The sequence below is a fragment of the Marinomonas foliarum genome (assembly GCF_016906065.1).
GTDB lineage: Bacteria > Pseudomonadota > Gammaproteobacteria > Pseudomonadales > Marinomonadaceae > Marinomonas > Marinomonas foliarum.
Map to the genome: position 1 here is coordinate 3,389,268 of NZ_CP070273.1, position 14,583 is coordinate 3,403,850.

14 protein-coding genes are annotated in these 14,583 nt (G+C 45.2%); 7 read left to right on the top strand and 7 right to left on the bottom strand.

The annotated features are described in order from the left end of the window. Nucleotides 1-22 precede the first annotated feature (22 nt). Complete coding sequence (locus JSY38_RS15730; protein ID WP_205114068.1) at nucleotides 23-448, bottom strand: VF530 family protein; 426 nt, start codon at nucleotides 446-448, stop codon at nucleotides 23-25. 147 nt (nucleotides 449-595) lie between these two features. On the opposite strand from JSY38_RS15730, the gene JSY38_RS15735 reads away from it, so the two are divergent. Further along, nucleotides 596-2,158: an NAD(P)H-hydrate dehydratase gene (locus tag JSY38_RS15735; RefSeq protein ID WP_205114070.1), complete on the top strand. Its 1,563-nt coding sequence runs from the start codon at nucleotides 596-598 to the stop codon at nucleotides 2,156-2,158. 107 nt (nucleotides 2,159-2,265) lie between these two features. Here the strand turns inward: JSY38_RS15735 and fdhA are convergent, their stop codons facing one another. Both fdhA and JSY38_RS15745 read right to left on the bottom strand, forming a co-directional pair. Then, a complete protein-coding gene (gene fdhA, locus JSY38_RS15740) occupies nucleotides 2,266-3,459 on the bottom strand; it encodes a formaldehyde dehydrogenase, glutathione-independent (RefSeq protein WP_114411874.1) in 1,194 nt (397 codons plus the stop codon). Nucleotides 3,460-3,613: 154 nt separating this feature from the next. Beyond that, nucleotides 3,614-4,495 (bottom strand): LysR family transcriptional regulator, encoded by an 882-nt coding sequence (locus tag JSY38_RS15745; protein ID WP_205114072.1) that lies wholly within the window; start codon nucleotides 4,493-4,495, stop codon nucleotides 3,614-3,616. Nucleotides 4,496-4,623: 128 nt separating this feature from the next. On the opposite strand from JSY38_RS15745, the gene JSY38_RS15750 reads away from it, so the two are divergent. The 5 genes from JSY38_RS15750 (at nucleotide 4,624) to JSY38_RS15770 (ending at nucleotide 9,989) form a co-directional block, all read left to right on the top strand. Continuing rightward, nucleotides 4,624-5,328 carry a CoA transferase subunit A gene (locus tag JSY38_RS15750; protein ID WP_205114074.1) on the top strand — a complete coding sequence of 235 codons (705 nt, stop codon included), beginning with the start codon at nucleotides 4,624-4,626 and terminating at the stop codon, nucleotides 5,326-5,328. A 17-nt stretch (nucleotides 5,329-5,345) separates the two neighbouring features. Further along, on the top strand, nucleotides 5,346-6,005 hold the full coding sequence (locus JSY38_RS15755) for a CoA transferase subunit B (protein ID WP_205114076.1): 660 nt from the start codon (nucleotides 5,346-5,348) through the stop codon (nucleotides 6,003-6,005). A 21-nt stretch (nucleotides 6,006-6,026) separates the two neighbouring features. Further along, nucleotides 6,027-7,202, top strand: coding sequence for an acetyl-CoA C-acetyltransferase (locus tag JSY38_RS15760; RefSeq protein ID WP_205114078.1), 1,176 nt, complete (start codon nucleotides 6,027-6,029; stop codon nucleotides 7,200-7,202). Between the two features lie 123 nt (nucleotides 7,203-7,325). Continuing rightward, nucleotides 7,326-8,699, top strand: a complete 1,374-nt coding sequence (locus JSY38_RS15765) for a short-chain fatty acid transporter (RefSeq protein ID WP_205114080.1) — start codon at nucleotides 7,326-7,328, stop codon at nucleotides 8,697-8,699. A gap of 231 nt (nucleotides 8,700-8,930) precedes the next feature. Next, nucleotides 8,931-9,989, top strand: a complete 1,059-nt coding sequence (locus tag JSY38_RS15770) for a lipid A deacylase LpxR family protein (RefSeq protein ID WP_205114082.1) — start codon at nucleotides 8,931-8,933, stop codon at nucleotides 9,987-9,989. A gap of 68 nt (nucleotides 9,990-10,057) precedes the next feature. Here the strand turns inward: JSY38_RS15770 and JSY38_RS15775 are convergent, their stop codons facing one another. Together JSY38_RS15775 and JSY38_RS15780 are read right to left on the bottom strand one after the other, a co-directional pair. Further along, nucleotides 10,058-10,678: a DsbA family protein gene (locus JSY38_RS15775; RefSeq protein ID WP_205114084.1), complete on the bottom strand. Its 621-nt coding sequence runs from the start codon at nucleotides 10,676-10,678 to the stop codon at nucleotides 10,058-10,060. Next, complete coding sequence (locus JSY38_RS15780; RefSeq protein WP_205114086.1) at nucleotides 10,672-11,538, bottom strand: MBL fold metallo-hydrolase; 867 nt, start codon at nucleotides 11,536-11,538, stop codon at nucleotides 10,672-10,674. Before JSY38_RS15780 ends, JSY38_RS15775 begins: the two co-directional genes overlap by 7 nt. Before the next feature lie 122 nt (nucleotides 11,539-11,660). Between JSY38_RS15780 and JSY38_RS15785 the strand changes: the two genes are divergently transcribed. After that, nucleotides 11,661-12,560: a LysR family transcriptional regulator gene (locus JSY38_RS15785; protein WP_205114088.1), complete on the top strand. Its 900-nt coding sequence runs from the start codon at nucleotides 11,661-11,663 to the stop codon at nucleotides 12,558-12,560. A gap of 29 nt (nucleotides 12,561-12,589) precedes the next feature. On the opposite strand, the gene JSY38_RS15790 is transcribed toward JSY38_RS15785, so the two are convergent. Both JSY38_RS15790 and JSY38_RS15795 read right to left on the bottom strand, forming a co-directional pair. Continuing rightward, nucleotides 12,590-13,444, bottom strand: a complete 855-nt coding sequence (locus JSY38_RS15790; protein ID WP_205114090.1) for an inositol monophosphatase family protein — start codon at nucleotides 13,442-13,444, stop codon at nucleotides 12,590-12,592. Between the two features lie 119 nt (nucleotides 13,445-13,563). Further along, nucleotides 13,564-14,553 carry a 2-hydroxyacid dehydrogenase gene (locus JSY38_RS15795; RefSeq protein WP_205114092.1) on the bottom strand — a complete coding sequence of 330 codons (990 nt, stop codon included), beginning with the start codon at nucleotides 14,551-14,553 and terminating at the stop codon, nucleotides 13,564-13,566. Nucleotides 14,554-14,583 lie beyond the last annotated feature (30 nt).

Below are 14,583 nucleotides of genomic sequence, written 5' to 3' on the forward strand. Positions count from 1 at the left end.
CTTATTTATTCAACAGGTAGATCTAGTGTCTAGAATAACCGCTCGGCTTGCCGTTGCCATATCTTTTCGTCTTGCTATGTTCGGCGGCTTTCTTTGCCTGCTTTTCACGCACGCGATCCGCATCTTCAAAGCTCAATTCAGCTGGCTCACGAGGTGTTTGGCCTTCAGGAATAATGCGTTTTCGTGGCGGTAAATCGAACTGCTCAGATGACACTCGCGGCAGGTTTTTAAATTTATACAGATAGAAAACTTCTACCTTTTCCCGTGCCCATTCCGTTTTTTTGAGAAATTTCACACTGGATTCAATGCTAGGGTTAGTTTTGAAGCAGTTGATATTCAAGTAAGCGTATAGAATCTCAAAACCGTAGTGATCAACTAGCTGGGTGAGTAGTTCTTGTAAACCCAAACCATGTAATGGGTTGTTTTCGTAGTTGATCTCGTCGTTCATAAGAGTGTCCGGTAATATGTCGAATAATTGAATAGGCATCAGAAAGCGTCATCATACCTGTGATGCATTGAAAGTAAACGAGATCTCATGAGATAGCTGTTAACATCGGTGGATATTATGTGTTCAGTTATTAATAGGTGGAAAGTAATGGCGCACATGTATAAGCAACATTCTCAAATACTGCTAACCACAAACGAAATGGGAAAGGCTGATAGCGCTGCCGTTGTGGCCGGTGTGCCAGCTATGGAACTTATGGCGGCGGCAGGGAAGGCTGTTGCTGATGCTGTGCTCGGTCGCTGGTCTAGGTGTTCTGTCTTGGTGCTTTGTGGGCCGGGTAATAATGGCGGGGATGGTTTTGTTGTCTCTCAACTTTTGCTGTCTGCTGGTTGGCCGGTGCGTCTGGCTTTTTGGGGTTCTGTTGAAAAATTATCGCCAGAAGCTGCGCATTTTTACTATGCTTGGCAAGGCGAGGTTGAAGCGTATTCTGTTGATTTATTAGAGCAAACTGATTTGGTTATCGACGCTATGTTTGGTGCGGGTTTGACACATGCCTTAGAAGACAAGGCTCGTGACATGGTAGATGGAATCATCGAGCGTAAAATTCCTGTGTGTGCGATTGATGTTCCTAGTGGCGTGGATGGTACAACCGGCGCTGCGCTTGGCAATGTTGCCCCTGCTGAATTAACGGTGACTTTCTTTCGTCAAAAGCCTGGCCATTTATTATTTCCAGGTCGTGGTTTGTGCGGCAAGCTTGTTGTTGCTGATATTGGCATTCCCGATCCTGTTTTAGACGAGTTGAACCTCCAGACTTGGGAAAATAGCCCTGAGCTTTGGTGTCGAGATTACCCTTGGCCTCGTTCAGAGGAACACAAGTTTCATCGCGGACACGCTGTGGTGTATGGCGGAGAAAATATCACTGGCGCAAGCCGTTTGACGGCTCGTGGCGCCATGCGAATTGGTGCGGGTTTGGTGTCTCTGGCTGTGCCAATTAAAGCGTGGGCAATATATGCCACGGCGATGACTAGCGTTATGGTAGTGAAATTAGAGCAAAGCCAAGAAGCGGAAGATTTTGAAGAGTTATTGCTCGATCCGCGTCACAATGTCATTGCTGTCGGGCCAGGTGCTGGCTTGGCTGGGTTTGAAAGAATACGGACACGCAAAATTGTTCTGGCTGCGCTGGCGACTAATCGCCCTACCGTGTTGGATGCTGATGCACTCAGTGCTTTTGCAGATGATCCGAAAATACTTTTTGATGCGATTAATGGGCCTTGTGTAATGACACCCCATGAAGGGGAGTTTGCACGTCTATTTCCTACTTTTAATGAAAGCACTGATATTAATAAAAGCCCTGACATTAATGAACAATGCGTGGCTGACAAATTAACGCGAACTCGGCTTGCCGCCAAATTAAGTGGTGCAGTGGTGGTATTGAAAGGAGCGGACACCGTCATTGCGTCGCCTGATGGCCGAGCGATTATCAACTCAAACGCGCCTGCGGATCTGGCAACCGGTGGCTCTGGGGATGTGTTGGCGGGCTTTATTGTCGGATTACTTGCTCAAGGCATGTTGCCATTTGATGCCGCAGCGGCTGCGGTTTGGTTACATGGTGAAGTAGGTAATGAGGTGGGAATTGGCTTGATTGCCGATGATTTACCAAACCATCTTCCGAAAGTGTTATCTGCTTTTAAGAGACAATACTTCAGCGATTAAATAAGATTTTTTAGATAAAAACAAAAAGGCCTTGTTCTGCTCTCGTTATGTAAACGTTTGCGGGACAAGGCCTTTTTTTAATCTAGCGTTCTAGATTGGTAGCTGAATTAGCTTACCATTTTGTGAGGGTCGATAACGAATTTCTTCGCTGCGCCGCCATCGAAATCAGCATAACCTTGTGGTGCTTGGTCAAGTGAAATCATTTGTACGTTAACCGCTTTAGCAATGTCGATCTTATCAAACAAGATGGCTTGCATTAGTTGGCGGTGGTACTTCATAACAGGGCACTGGCCAGTATGGAATGAGTGAGACTTAGCCCAACCTAGACCGAAGCGCATGCTTAGGCTGCCTAGTTTTGCCGCTTCGTCAGTGGCACCTGGATCTTCTGTTACGTACAAACCAGGAATACCAATCTGTCCACCAGCACGTGTCATTTGCATTGCAGAGTTCAAAACGACTGCTGGAGATTCTTGTTTGTGGTTACAACCACAAGCGTGTGCTTCAAAGCCTACACAATCCACAAACGCATCGACTTCACGATCACCAAGAATCGCTTCGATTTTATCTTGGATGTCGCCTTCTTGAGTAAGGTCGATTGTTTCACAGCCGAAAGAACGTGCTTGGTTAAGACGATCTTCCACCATGTCACCAACGATGACACAAGCTGCACCAAGTAGGTGAGCGGATGCCGCAGCAGCTAGACCAACAGGACCTGCGCCAGCAATATAAACAGTAGAGCCTGGACCTACACCAGCCGTAATACAGCCATGGTAACCAGTAGGAAGGATGTCAGACAGCAAAGTTAGGCCTTGGATTTTTTCCAGTGCTTGGTCTCTATCAGGAAATTTTAGTAGGTTAAAGTCAGCGTATGGAACCATAACGTAGTCAGCTTGTCCGCCAACCCAGCCGCCCATGTCAACGTAACCGTATGCTGCACCTGGGCGAGCTGGGTTTACGTTCAAACAAATGCCTGTTTTACCTTCTTTACAGTTGCGGCAACGACCACATGCAATGTTGAAAGGAACCGATACTAAGTCGCCGACTTTAATGAATTCTACATCACGACCACATTCGATAACTTCACCGGTGATTTCATGGCCAAGAACTAGGCCTTTCTCTGCAGTTGTTCGACCTCGAACCATGTGTTGGTCACTACCACAAATGTTAGTGGTAACCACTTTTAGAATAACGCCATGATCACATCGGCGCTTGCCAATAGAAAGTTCTGGGAAGGGGATTGCTTCTACTTCGACAGTGCCGTTACCTTGATAAATAACACCGCGGTTTGCATGATTGCTCATATCGACATCCTTTTTTCTGTTGTTTTTGTTGTGCGCACGACTGGCTATTCTGTCACCAGTGAATATAAAGAGTAGCCCCTAGAGCGACATAGAAACATGCTAAAAACGACGTAAATGCACACTTCCTTATTTTGTTCCTGATAGGAACAAGACATTAAGCATAGGTATTCATCAACACATCCAGCATCGCCGCTGCGGCGATGGAGAGGTTGGATCTGGGTTGGCAGATGACGCCGACGCGTCGGCGAATTTCCGGTTCTATGACTGGTCGGCAGGTGGCCCCTTGTTCTATGGCTTGTTGTCGGCACAACGCAGGGACAACAGCGACGCCCATGCCTTCGCTAACCATGCGGCCCACAGTGGCAAGTTGGTGAGCATCAAACGCCACATTGAGTTCTATGCCTGCCTTATGGAGCGTACTTTCAATCATGGTGCGAACACTGGAAGGGCGCTGCAAGGTGATGAAATCGTATTCCAAAAGTGCTCGCCAAGAAATAGTGGTTTGGTCTTCTAATGGATGATCTTTTGGAAGGATCGCGATGAATCTGTCTTCGTAAAGGGGATAGAAAGACAAATCCACAAGATTACTGGGTTCGAAGGAGATGCCCAGTTCCACTTGATTGTTACGCACCATTTCCACCACCACATCTGATAATACATCGTCGATGGCGACCTGAATATTGGGGTACGAAGCATGATAATTACGAATCGCTTTTGGCAGCAATGACGCAGCAAAAGAAGGCATAGAGGCGATAGTAATTTTACCAAGTTGTAAGGCAAAACGTTGTTGCATCTCGTCTTCGGCATTTTCCCATTGGGCCAGCAATCGTCTGGCGATAGGTACTAGAGCTTCGCCTTCTGGGGTTAAGGCAATATGACGTGTTGTACGAGTGAATAATTTCCCACCCAAATTATCTTCTAGGCTTTTAATCGATAGACTCAGTGCAGGTTGTGACAAGTGTAATTGCGTGGCCGCGCTGGCAAAACTCATGGACTCGGCGACAGCGAGGAAGGCTTTTACTTGTTTGACGTTCATTTAAGAATACTTCTCTTATGATTATTATTTTGAAAAACTTATTAATAAATAGAAAAAACAAATTTAATTAATTTATTTGCTTGGGTCAAACTGAAGGGAAATTAAGAATAAAAAAACAGGAGAATAAAATGGCCGGTTTTGACAAAGTCGTCGCTTCTTATGAAGAAGCCATGATCGGGCTAGAAGATAATATGACGGTGCTGGCGGGCGGTTTTGGCCTGTGTGGCATCCCTGAAAATCTGATCGCTGAAATCAAACGCAAAGGCACCAAAGGTCTAACCGTTGTGTCGAATAACTGTGGTGTGGACGGTTTTGGCTTGGGCATTCTGCTTGAAGATAAGCAGATCACCAAAATGGTGTCGTCCTATGTGGGCGAAAATGCTTTGTTCGAAAAGCAGTTGTTGAATGGTGAACTTGAGGTTGAGCTCACTCCACAAGGTACGCTGGCTGAAAAAATGCGTGCTGGTGGTGCGGGTATTCCCGCTTTTTACACGGCTACTGGCGTCGGTACGCCTGTCGCGGAAGGCAAAGAAACCAAAGAGTTTAATGGCCGTGAATACTTGCTGGAAGAAGCCATCGTTGGTGACTTCGCTATTGTTAAAGGCTGGAAAGCAGATCGTTACGGCAATGTTATTTATCGTCATACCGCGCAGAACTTCAATCCTTTGGCCGCAACTGCCGGCAAAATCACCGTTGTAGAAGTCGAAGAGATCGTTGAAGTCGGCGAGCTTGACCCCGCACAAATTCATACCCCAGGCATTTATGTTAATCGAGTGGTGCTCGGTACATTCGAAAAACGCATCGAAAAAAGAACGGTCAAGCCAACAGAATAAGAAAAAGAGGTTCTAATATGTCACTTACTAGAGAGCAAATGGCACAACGTGTTGCTCAAGAGCTACAAGACGGTTTTTACGTCAACCTAGGTATTGGTATTCCTACCTTAGTCGCCAATTACATTCCAAAAGGTATGGAAGTCATGCTGCAATCTGAAAATGGTTTGCTGGGCATGGGGGAGTTTCCTACGGAAGAAACCATTGATGCCGACATGATTAATGCAGGTAAACAAACTGTGACCACAGTCAAAGGTGCCTCTATTTTTTCCTCCGCTGAATCTTTTGTCATGATACGTGGTGGCCATGTGGATTTGACTGTATTGGGCGCATTCGAAGTGGATGTGAACGGCAACATTGCGTCTTGGATGATCCCTAATAAGCTGATTAAAGGCATGGGTGGTGCGATGGATTTAGTGGCGGGTGCCGAAAACATTATCGTCACAATGACTCATGCTTCTAAAGGTGGTGAATCAAAGCTGCTGTCCAATTGTTCCCTTCCACTAACTGGCAAAGGTTGTATCAAAAAAGTCCTGACAGATTTAGCTTGGCTAGAAATTGAAGATGGTGCTTTTGTGTTAAAAGAAAGAGCGCCGGGTGTTTCGGTAGAAGAAATTATTGAAAAAACACAGGGTAAACTTATCGTGCCGGATCATGTGCCAGAAATGGCATTTGCTTAATAACAATTAAAGGAGTTTCTTATGAAAGCCGTCATCGTTGCAGCTGCAAGAACACCGATTGGTTCTTTTAACGGCGCTTTATCTTCGCTGAGTGCTGTGCAATTAGGTACTCAACTATTGTCTGGCATGCTAGCCAAACAACCTATTTTGAAAGATCACATTGAAGAAGTGATTTTAGGTCAAGTTCTGGCCGCAGGCTGTGGGCAAAACCCAGCTCGCCAAACCGCTGTTCATGCAGGCTTACCGCATCATGTTTCCGCGATGACGATCAATAAAGTCTGTGGCTCGGGTTTAAAAGCGGTGCAACTTGCAGCGCAAGCTGTGTTGAATGGTGATGCCTGTATGGTCGTTGCGGGTGGTCAAGAAAGCATGAGTCAAGCGGCACATGTTTTACCAAACAGCCGCTCTGGTAAAAAAATGGGCAACTGGGAATTATTGGACTCCATGGTGACCGATGGTCTATGGGATGCGTTTAATGATTACCACATGGGTCAAACCGCCGAAAATATTGCCAATCGTTGGGATATTAGCCGTGCAGAGCAAGATGCCTTTGCTGCAAGCTCTCAGCAAAAAGCGGCCGAAGCGCAAGCTGCAGGGCGTTTTGTTGAAGAAATTTTGCCGATCGCCATTCCTCAGCGTAAAGGTGATCCTATTATCGTCGATGCCGATGAGCAAATTCGTCCGGATACCACCGCAGAATCCCTAACCAAGTTACGTCCCGCCTTTGCAAAAGAGGGTACTGTCACTGCTGGTAATGCATCTACCTTGAATGATGGTGCGGCCATGGTCATCGTCACATCGGATGTGGAAGCCAAACGTTTGGGCTTGCCGATTTTAGCCGTCATTGAAGCGGCCAGTGGTGCAGGTGTTGATCCTGAAATTATGGGGACAGGGCCGATTGCAGCGACACAAAAAGTACTTAACAAAGCTAAGTGGCAAGTAGCTGATCTGGACCTGATCGAAGCGAACGAAGCTTTTGCTGTGCAGGCGTTGTGCGTCAACAAGGAGCTTGGTTTAGACGCATCAAAAGTTAACGTAAACGGTGGTGCCGTGGCGTTAGGTCATCCGATTGGTGCGTCTGGTTGTCGAATTTTGGTGACATTGCTTCATGAAATGCAACGTCAAGATCTTAAAAAAGGCTTAGCGACCTTGTGTATTGGTGGCGGCATGGGCGTTGCTATGTTGGTGTCTCGCTAATAAGTCATATTAAAAAGAACGAATAAATAAACGTAATAAAGTGAGTTAGCAGAAAAGGATCTATTCTTTTCTGTTTTTGCTTTTGTCGTCCAATAAAAAATATAAAAAAACAGGATAAAACTGATGAATACTCTCGAACAAAAACAAACAGGTTTACAAAAAGTAAGCCAATTCTTCGTTACCTTGTTACAGCGTTACCTTCCTGATCCTTTTATTTTCGCCATAGTCTTAACATTTGCTGTATTTTTATTGGTGATGCCGAGTACTGGGCAAGGGCCAATGCAAGTAGTTAATGCTTGGGCGGGTGGCTTTTGGAATTTACTTAGCTTCTCTATGCAGATGGCGATGGTAGTTGTTACGGGCCATGCCATGGCAAGCGCTCCGGCGTTCAAACGTAAGTTAGCTATGTTGGCGGGTGTCGCGAAAACACCTGGGCAAGCGATTATCTTAGTAACGGCTATTAGTGCGATGGCATGCTGGGTTAACTGGGGGTTTGGCTTGGTCGTCGGTGCTATTTTTGCCAAAGAAATTGCGGCTCGTGTTAAAGGCGTAGATTACCGTTTATTAATCGCTTCTGCTTACAGTGGGTTTTTGTTCTGGCACGCTGGACTATCTGGCTCTATTCCTCTGTCTATTGCAGGCGGTGCGAATATAGAAAAGGTCACGAATGGCGCAGTGACGGCTGCGATTCCAACGTCAGAGACAATTTTCTCTGCGATGAACTTAACCATTTTAGCAGTGATGTTTGTCACCATACCGTTATTAAATCGTTTGATGCATCCCGCACCACAGGACACGGTTGCGATTGATGCAGAATTGTTAAAAGAGCAAGTCGTCGAAATGCCAAATAAAGCAGACATGACACCAGCTGAGCGCCTTGAAAACAGTCGTGTTTTATCCATGCTGTTAGGTGTGATGGGCTTTGCTTACGTGATTTACTATTTTGTGAATAACGGTTTCGCACTGAACCTGAATATAGTGAATTTTACCTTCTTGTTTTCGGCGGTTTTGCTTCATGGAACACCAAAAAGTTTGTTGAATTCGGTCTCTCAGGGAGCACGTAACTGTTCTGGTATTTTGCTGCAATTCCCATTCTACGCAGGGATCATGGGCATGATGACTGCAACGGGTGACTCTGGTGCGTCATTGGCAGGGGTGATTTCTCAGGCATTTGTGTCTATTTCCAATGAAACGACTTTTCCGCTGTTTACTTTCTTGAGTGCCGGTATCGTTAACTTCTTTGTGCCTTCTGGTGGTGGTCAGTGGGCAGTACAAGCGCCAATCATGATGCCAGCAGGTGCAGCACTGGGTGTTGATGCCGCGAAAACAGCCATGGCGATTGCTTGGGGAGATGCGTGGACAAATATGATTCAGCCATTCTGGGCATTACCAGCACTTGCCATTGCAGGGCTTGGTGCAAAAGATGTGATGGGTTATTGCTTGATGGCTTTGATCGGCTCTGGTGTAATTATCTCTTTAGGTTTTTTGATTTTCTAATCTAGAACGCCAAACAGGGCGGTCATGGCGAGAGGTTTTTGCCATGTTCGCCTCATTTTTCCTATTTGGTGCACATATTGAACTATTCTTGAAAATTATATGTAATCCTACCGCTCATTTCCTTAAAGTTATAACTCTTAGTCGTCCTTTCCAGCATAATTTCTCTTTATAATAGCGACCAACTTAATAATTTGAAGACACAATGTGCGTACGTAGGCGGGGGGAGTTCTTATGCGACAGGGAATAGACGGAGACGATCAAAAAGGAGTGGTTAGAGGTAAAGGCGAAGTCGTTGAAAGTAGCCTGAATCTAGTTAAATATTCTTTAATTAGCTTGTCTCTCTTGTTTGGAGTGTCTGCGTATGCCAATGAGAGTTGGGTGTCTGCAACCTTAGATAATGATTTTTTTGTCAATGAAGATAATGGCTATACTAACGGTCTGTATGTAACCTTTTATGACGTCAATGAGTCTGGTAATGATTCACACTGGCCAGACTTCTGGGTCAAGCCGCTAATGTGGACTATGTCAGATGCTCCAGTAAAGACCTCGGCAAATGTTTATAGTGTTGGCCAAACCTTAAACACAGCTGAAGATCTAACGTTAGCAAATCCTCCCCAAGGCTCATTCCCATATTCTGCAATGATTAGTATCAATAATACTTACATCACGACACGTGATGATCATGCCGATCGTGTGAGTACGACTATTGGTATTGTCGGGCCATGGGCGTTAGGTAAAGAAACCCAGAAAGCCGTCCACAAAGTAATCAGCGCCCAAGATCCAAAAGGCTGGAATACACAGCTTCATAATGAGTTAGTGTTTGAATTATCCAGAAGCCGTGTATGGCGCTCCTGGGTTTCTGAGGAAGACACCATGGATGTGCTAACTGGCTTTGATGTGAGTGCAGGGACACTGAAAAGTTCGACGAGTACTGGGATTATGTTTCGTTACGGACGTAACCTAGAGAGCTCATATGCCACCACGTTATTAGCCGAGAATCGCATGTCCAACCCAACGGCAACAGATAATGGTTGGTTTGTCTATGCGGGGGTCAAGGTAGGCTATACGTTTAACCAAATTTTTACAGACGGTAATACCTTCCGAGATAGTCGGTCGATAGATTACGACCACAATACAAGCGTGCTCTCCACCGGTGTGAGCTATGCATGGGACGACATTGCTATTGCTTTTGCGATTAACTCACCATTCACTATTAATGGCGACAAACAGGACAGAGAGATTGATCGTTTTACTCGCTACGGAACAATGACCTTTGCTTGGCAGATTTAAAGCGTAGTGATTTGTTGATTGACTACAAAAAGAGCCTTCGCTGTAGATTCAGAGAAGGCTCTTTAGATTTAAACCAATTCGGCTAGATAGTTTTTCCACGCTTCAGTTTTGCCATAATAATTACTGTGCGGCAGACGCGTTAAACTATCCTCTTTTTCTAAGATAAAAGTAGGGTAGCCGCCAACCTGTAGTTGTCCCATGACGTCATGGCTTTCTTGCACTTGGCTTAGCATGTTCGCTTCAGACTGTGCCATTTTTTCGTTCCATGTCGCTTTATCTAATCCCATAGAAACAGCCAGATCTGCTAAAACCTTCAACTCATCCAAATGCTTACTATCTTGATAGTGCGCTTTTTGAATGGCGGCGAGCATGACATGTGCTTCAATCCCCATTTCTTGACCAACAAGAAAGGCACGAGTTGTCGAGTAAGAATCCACGATAAAATCGTCTGCACCCGCCACTCTTGCTTTATAAGCGTCGCCAAAGTGTGCTTTTGTCATGTTGGCGATTTGAGTATCAGCTTGCAAAATGTGCTGTCTAAACGAAGGATCTATTGCCCGTTTCGGAATCATGCCACCAGGGTGATAAATGATTTCAAATTCCGCCATGTCAGCCAATACGCCTACCAGTGATGACGCCCCGTAACACCAACCACACATTGGATCGAAGAAGTAATGAACTTTTACCATGACATTTCACCTTTATGGACTTTAGCTGCGATATCTAAGCTTAAAGCACCTTGAGCATCTGGATATTTTGCTGTCATGGCTTTAATAAGTTCAGCACTGTTTTTGCTTTCTTTCTTCGCTTTCTGAAAGACTGTGATGTAATTCAGCGAGTTTGAAATAGTGCTTGAATCAAGTTTTGTACCTGGAGCCATGTGACCAGGAATAACAACCGCTGGTTTTAATGCCAACATTTCTTCTAATTGGGCTGTCCAAGCGGCTTGAGCGGCATCAGATTGCGCATCTGCCATCCATAGGTGCATGTTTCCGTATACCGCTACATTGCCTAAAATAGCTTTGTTTTCTGGAATCCAAAGATAAGGGCGATGTGCAAATACACCTTCTGTGCCACGAATATCGATAGTATGGCCGTCTACCATCAAAGTAGATTTATTGTAAGCTATTGGAATAATTGGATTGACTGGCGCGTTGTCGCCCATTTTTGGCTCCCAAAAAGCTAGTTTCCCCGCCAGCTTTTCTTCAATGACCTTTTTCACTGCTGGCGTCGTGATAATGTCGGCTTTTGGGAAAATAGTGTGCAGCGTCTCTGCGCCAAAGTAGTAATCAGGATCCGCTTGGCTAATGAAAATGGTTTTTAGTTCTTTATGAGAATCCAGTACTTTTGCCGCAATGCGCAATGCATCGGCTTTGGTAAAACCAGTATCGATAAGCATAGCTTCCGTTTCACCATATACCAAAGTAGAGGTCACATTAAAGCTATTAGCATCTGCATTATATACATCTAAAGTTAACGGTTTTGTGTCTGCTGCAACTGCAGAATGAGCGATAAGTGCAGAAGCGGCGAAGGTAATCAGTTTTTTCATCTTTCTCTCCAAAGAGTGATTGTGTAATTCATTTGGCCATAATAGAGAATTGACGTGCTCGGAAAAATACACAAAAATGAGCATGATTATTTCTTATATCGTGCAAGTGGAAGCGTGGAATTATGGACAGAGTGATAGCTGCTAAAGTTTTTATCGATGTTGCCCAATCGCGGAGCTTTTCCCGCACCGCTGATCGTTTGAATATGTCGCGACCCATGGTGACACGCTATATAGAAGCCATGGAAGATTGGTTAAAGATTCGTTTGTTGCATCGTACGACACGGAAAATATCACTGACTAGCGCGGGTGAAGCTTGTTTAAAAGACGTGGAGCAGTGGTTGGAACAAGCGGATAATATTCTTTCCTTGGTGAATACCAGTGATGAATTGTCAGGTTTGGTGCGAATCACCTCCAGCATGTCGTTTGGTTTTTCTCAACTCATGCCTGCCATTCAAGACTTCATGCAGAAACATCCCAAAGTCCACATTGATATCGATCTAGAAGACAGTACGGCCGACTTAACAGAGAAAAGCATTGACCTTGCTATACGAATTGCTTCGAACCCTGATCCTTCATTAATCGGCAAACCCATTGCTGTGTGTGAATCTGTGCTGGTGGCGTCTCCGGCTTACCTTGAAAAAGTACGACATACGATAGGCGAAATCCAGCATCCGCAGGACTTGATACATCATCAATGCTTGGGCTATAAAAACTTTGAACGCCACATCTGGCATCTTTCTAAAGGTTATCAGTTTGAATCGATTAGCGTAGATTGTCGTTTAAGCATTAACGAAGCCACAGCGCTCTTGCATGCTACATTGAATGGCATGGGTGTTTGTCTTCAGCCTACTTATTTAGCGAATCGCTACATTAACGATGGCAGCTTGTGCCATGTCTTGCCTGAGTGGAAACCCAAAGACTTGATTATCTACGCGCTTTATTCGTCTCGAAAGCACCTGTCGCCTAATGTTCGTGCCCTGATAGATCATTTAGAGCGTTACTTTGCCGAGCATCCATGGTGAGGATAAAAGGCAAAATTGGAAACTTAAACTTATCTCCTAAACCACTCTGCCAATTCCTGCCATTGTTGTTCTGATTGAGCGGCGAGCATTTCGCCGTCTAGCATGGTTGGGCTGTATTCTTGGCCGTCGAGTGTTCGGCATATGCCGCCCGCTTCGGTGTGAACCAGTACGCCTGCGGCGTGATCCCACGGGAGCATTTTGTAGGTGAGGCTGAAGTGGAAGTGACCTTGGGCGATTTGTCGGTAAGCAGGGCAAGAAGGCAAGTTGTTCATGCGGACAAAGCGGCTCGCTTTAAGGGCAAAGTTTTGTTTTTTCTGGCCAGTATACGAGTTAACCGACATGATGCCGATGAGTTTTTCTAGGTCTGGTTCAGCCGTGAAGCTGAGTGCTCGTGGTGATTGCTTAGGTGTTTGATGCTTGCCTTTTTCATTCATGGCGGTGCGTTGAAAAAAAGCACCTTCGCTCAGGTTTGCGTATATCCAGTCATCATTTACTGGGTCATAAAGTAAGCCAAAACGCGTAACGCCTTTTACAACGACGGCGAGTATGATGCCAAATTCTGATAATCCGTGGGCGTAGTTCCAGGTGCCGTCAATAGGATCGATTATTACGCAAGTGTCTGAGGTGCCAATTTTATCTGTGGTGGATGGATCTTCCGCGACGGCTTCTTCTCCGACGATTTCCCAATCCGGAAAGGCCGCCTGAATTTCTTTAGTGATAAAGGCTTCACTGGCTTTATCGGCAATGGTAACAAGGTCCGTTAAGCTGCTCTTAGTTTCTACGTCGGTGGCGCTAAGCTGACGAAAGTTTGGCATGACGATCTCTTGGCCTGCTCTACGGACGATACTGATCAGTCTTTCTTGCGTTGGTTTATCGAGATTCACTTTTTGTCACTCCTTTTGTCATTTCCAGTGTTTAGAAATTATACGCGATCGGAGTGACGAATGGTTTAGTGAATCTTGATAATTTTATGATGTTTTTGTGACTTCTTTTCTTAGCAGACTTACGCCAATTGCCTTGCTCCACTGCTGTCGCTTTGGTGATGCAGTAAGTTGTCGACGGTGGTTTCGGCTATATGGTTAAGCGCTTCAATAGTAAAGTAGCCTTGGTGGCCTGTGACGACGACGTTCGGGAAGGTGAGCATAAGCTGGAAAACGCTATCTTGAATGATGTGGGATGACATATCTTCGAAGAATATTTTGTTTTCTTGTTCGTAAACATCTAAGCCTAGATAACCGATTTTTCCGCTGTAAAGTGCGTCGATTGCTTCTTGGGCATGGACGAGTGCGCCACGGCTAGTATTGATGATCATCACGCCATCTTTCATTTTTTCTAAGCTGTGTTTGTTTATTAGGTGATGAGTCGATTCGTTTAAAGGGCAGTGCAGGCTAATAATATCGCTTTGTTGATAGATTTCATCGAGTGTGAGGTATTGGCAACCTTGGTCGATGAGCGCTTGTGACGGATATAAGTCATAACATAACACCTTGCAGCCGAAGCCTTTCATGATGCGGCAAAACGCTGCGCCGATGCGTCCTGTGCCAATGCAGCCAACGGTCTTTCCTGCTAGGTTAAAGCCCATTAATCCTTCTAACGCAAAATTGCCCTCTTTTACCCTGTGGTAAGCGCGATGAGTTTTACGGTTTAGAGTCATGATGAGGGCGACAGCGTGTTCGGCAACAGAGGTCGGGCTGTAATCTGGAACGTGAAATACTTTTATGCCTTCTTTTTTTGCAGCATCTAGGTCGACATTATTAAAACCTGCACAACGCAGGGCGATGGTTTTGACTCCTTGCTGTTTTAAGAGGTGAATTACTTTGGCATTAATATCGTCGTTGACGAAGCATGATACCGCATCAAATCCTTGTACTAAGCTGATGGTTTCCATGCTAAGCCGGCTTTCAAAGTAGCTCATTGATAATGCTTTATCATTGGCGAAGGTGGCTAGTGTCCTTTTGTCGTAGGGCTTGCAAGAAAAAACAGCAACATTCATGAAGGTCGATCCTGTTGTTTTATTTGAGAA

Bases quoted from the DNA above. Each gene is read 5' to 3' on its own strand.
- JSY38_RS15795 (WP_205114092.1), bottom strand. From the start codon at position 14,553: ATGAATGTTGCTGTTTTTTCTTGCAAGCCCTACGACAAAAGGACACTA.
- JSY38_RS15750 (WP_205114074.1), top strand. From the start codon at position 4,624: ATGGCCGGTTTTGACAAAGTCGTCGCTTCTTATGAAGAAGCCATGATC.
- JSY38_RS15780 (WP_205114086.1), bottom strand. From the start codon at position 11,538: ATGAAAAAACTGATTACCTTCGCCGCTTCTGCACTTATCGCTCATTCT.
- JSY38_RS15775 (WP_205114084.1), bottom strand. From the start codon at position 10,678: ATGGTAAAAGTTCATTACTTCTTCGATCCAATGTGTGGTTGGTGTTAC.
- JSY38_RS15735 (WP_205114070.1), top strand. From the start codon at position 596: ATGGCGCACATGTATAAGCAACATTCTCAAATACTGCTAACCACAAAC.
- JSY38_RS15770 (WP_205114082.1), top strand. From the start codon at position 8,931: ATGCGACAGGGAATAGACGGAGACGATCAAAAAGGAGTGGTTAGAGGT.
- JSY38_RS15785 (WP_205114088.1), top strand. From the start codon at position 11,661: ATGGACAGAGTGATAGCTGCTAAAGTTTTTATCGATGTTGCCCAATCG.
- JSY38_RS15765 (WP_205114080.1), top strand. From the start codon at position 7,326: ATGAATACTCTCGAACAAAAACAAACAGGTTTACAAAAAGTAAGCCAA.
- JSY38_RS15755 (WP_205114076.1), top strand. From the start codon at position 5,346: ATGTCACTTACTAGAGAGCAAATGGCACAACGTGTTGCTCAAGAGCTA.
- JSY38_RS15760 (WP_205114078.1), top strand. From the start codon at position 6,027: ATGAAAGCCGTCATCGTTGCAGCTGCAAGAACACCGATTGGTTCTTTT.
- JSY38_RS15745 (WP_205114072.1), bottom strand. From the start codon at position 4,495: ATGAACGTCAAACAAGTAAAAGCCTTCCTCGCTGTCGCCGAGTCCATG.
- JSY38_RS15730 (WP_205114068.1), bottom strand. From the start codon at position 448: ATGAACGACGAGATCAACTACGAAAACAACCCATTACATGGTTTGGGT.
- fdhA (WP_114411874.1), bottom strand. From the start codon at position 3,459: ATGAGCAATCATGCAAACCGCGGTGTTATTTATCAAGGTAACGGCACT.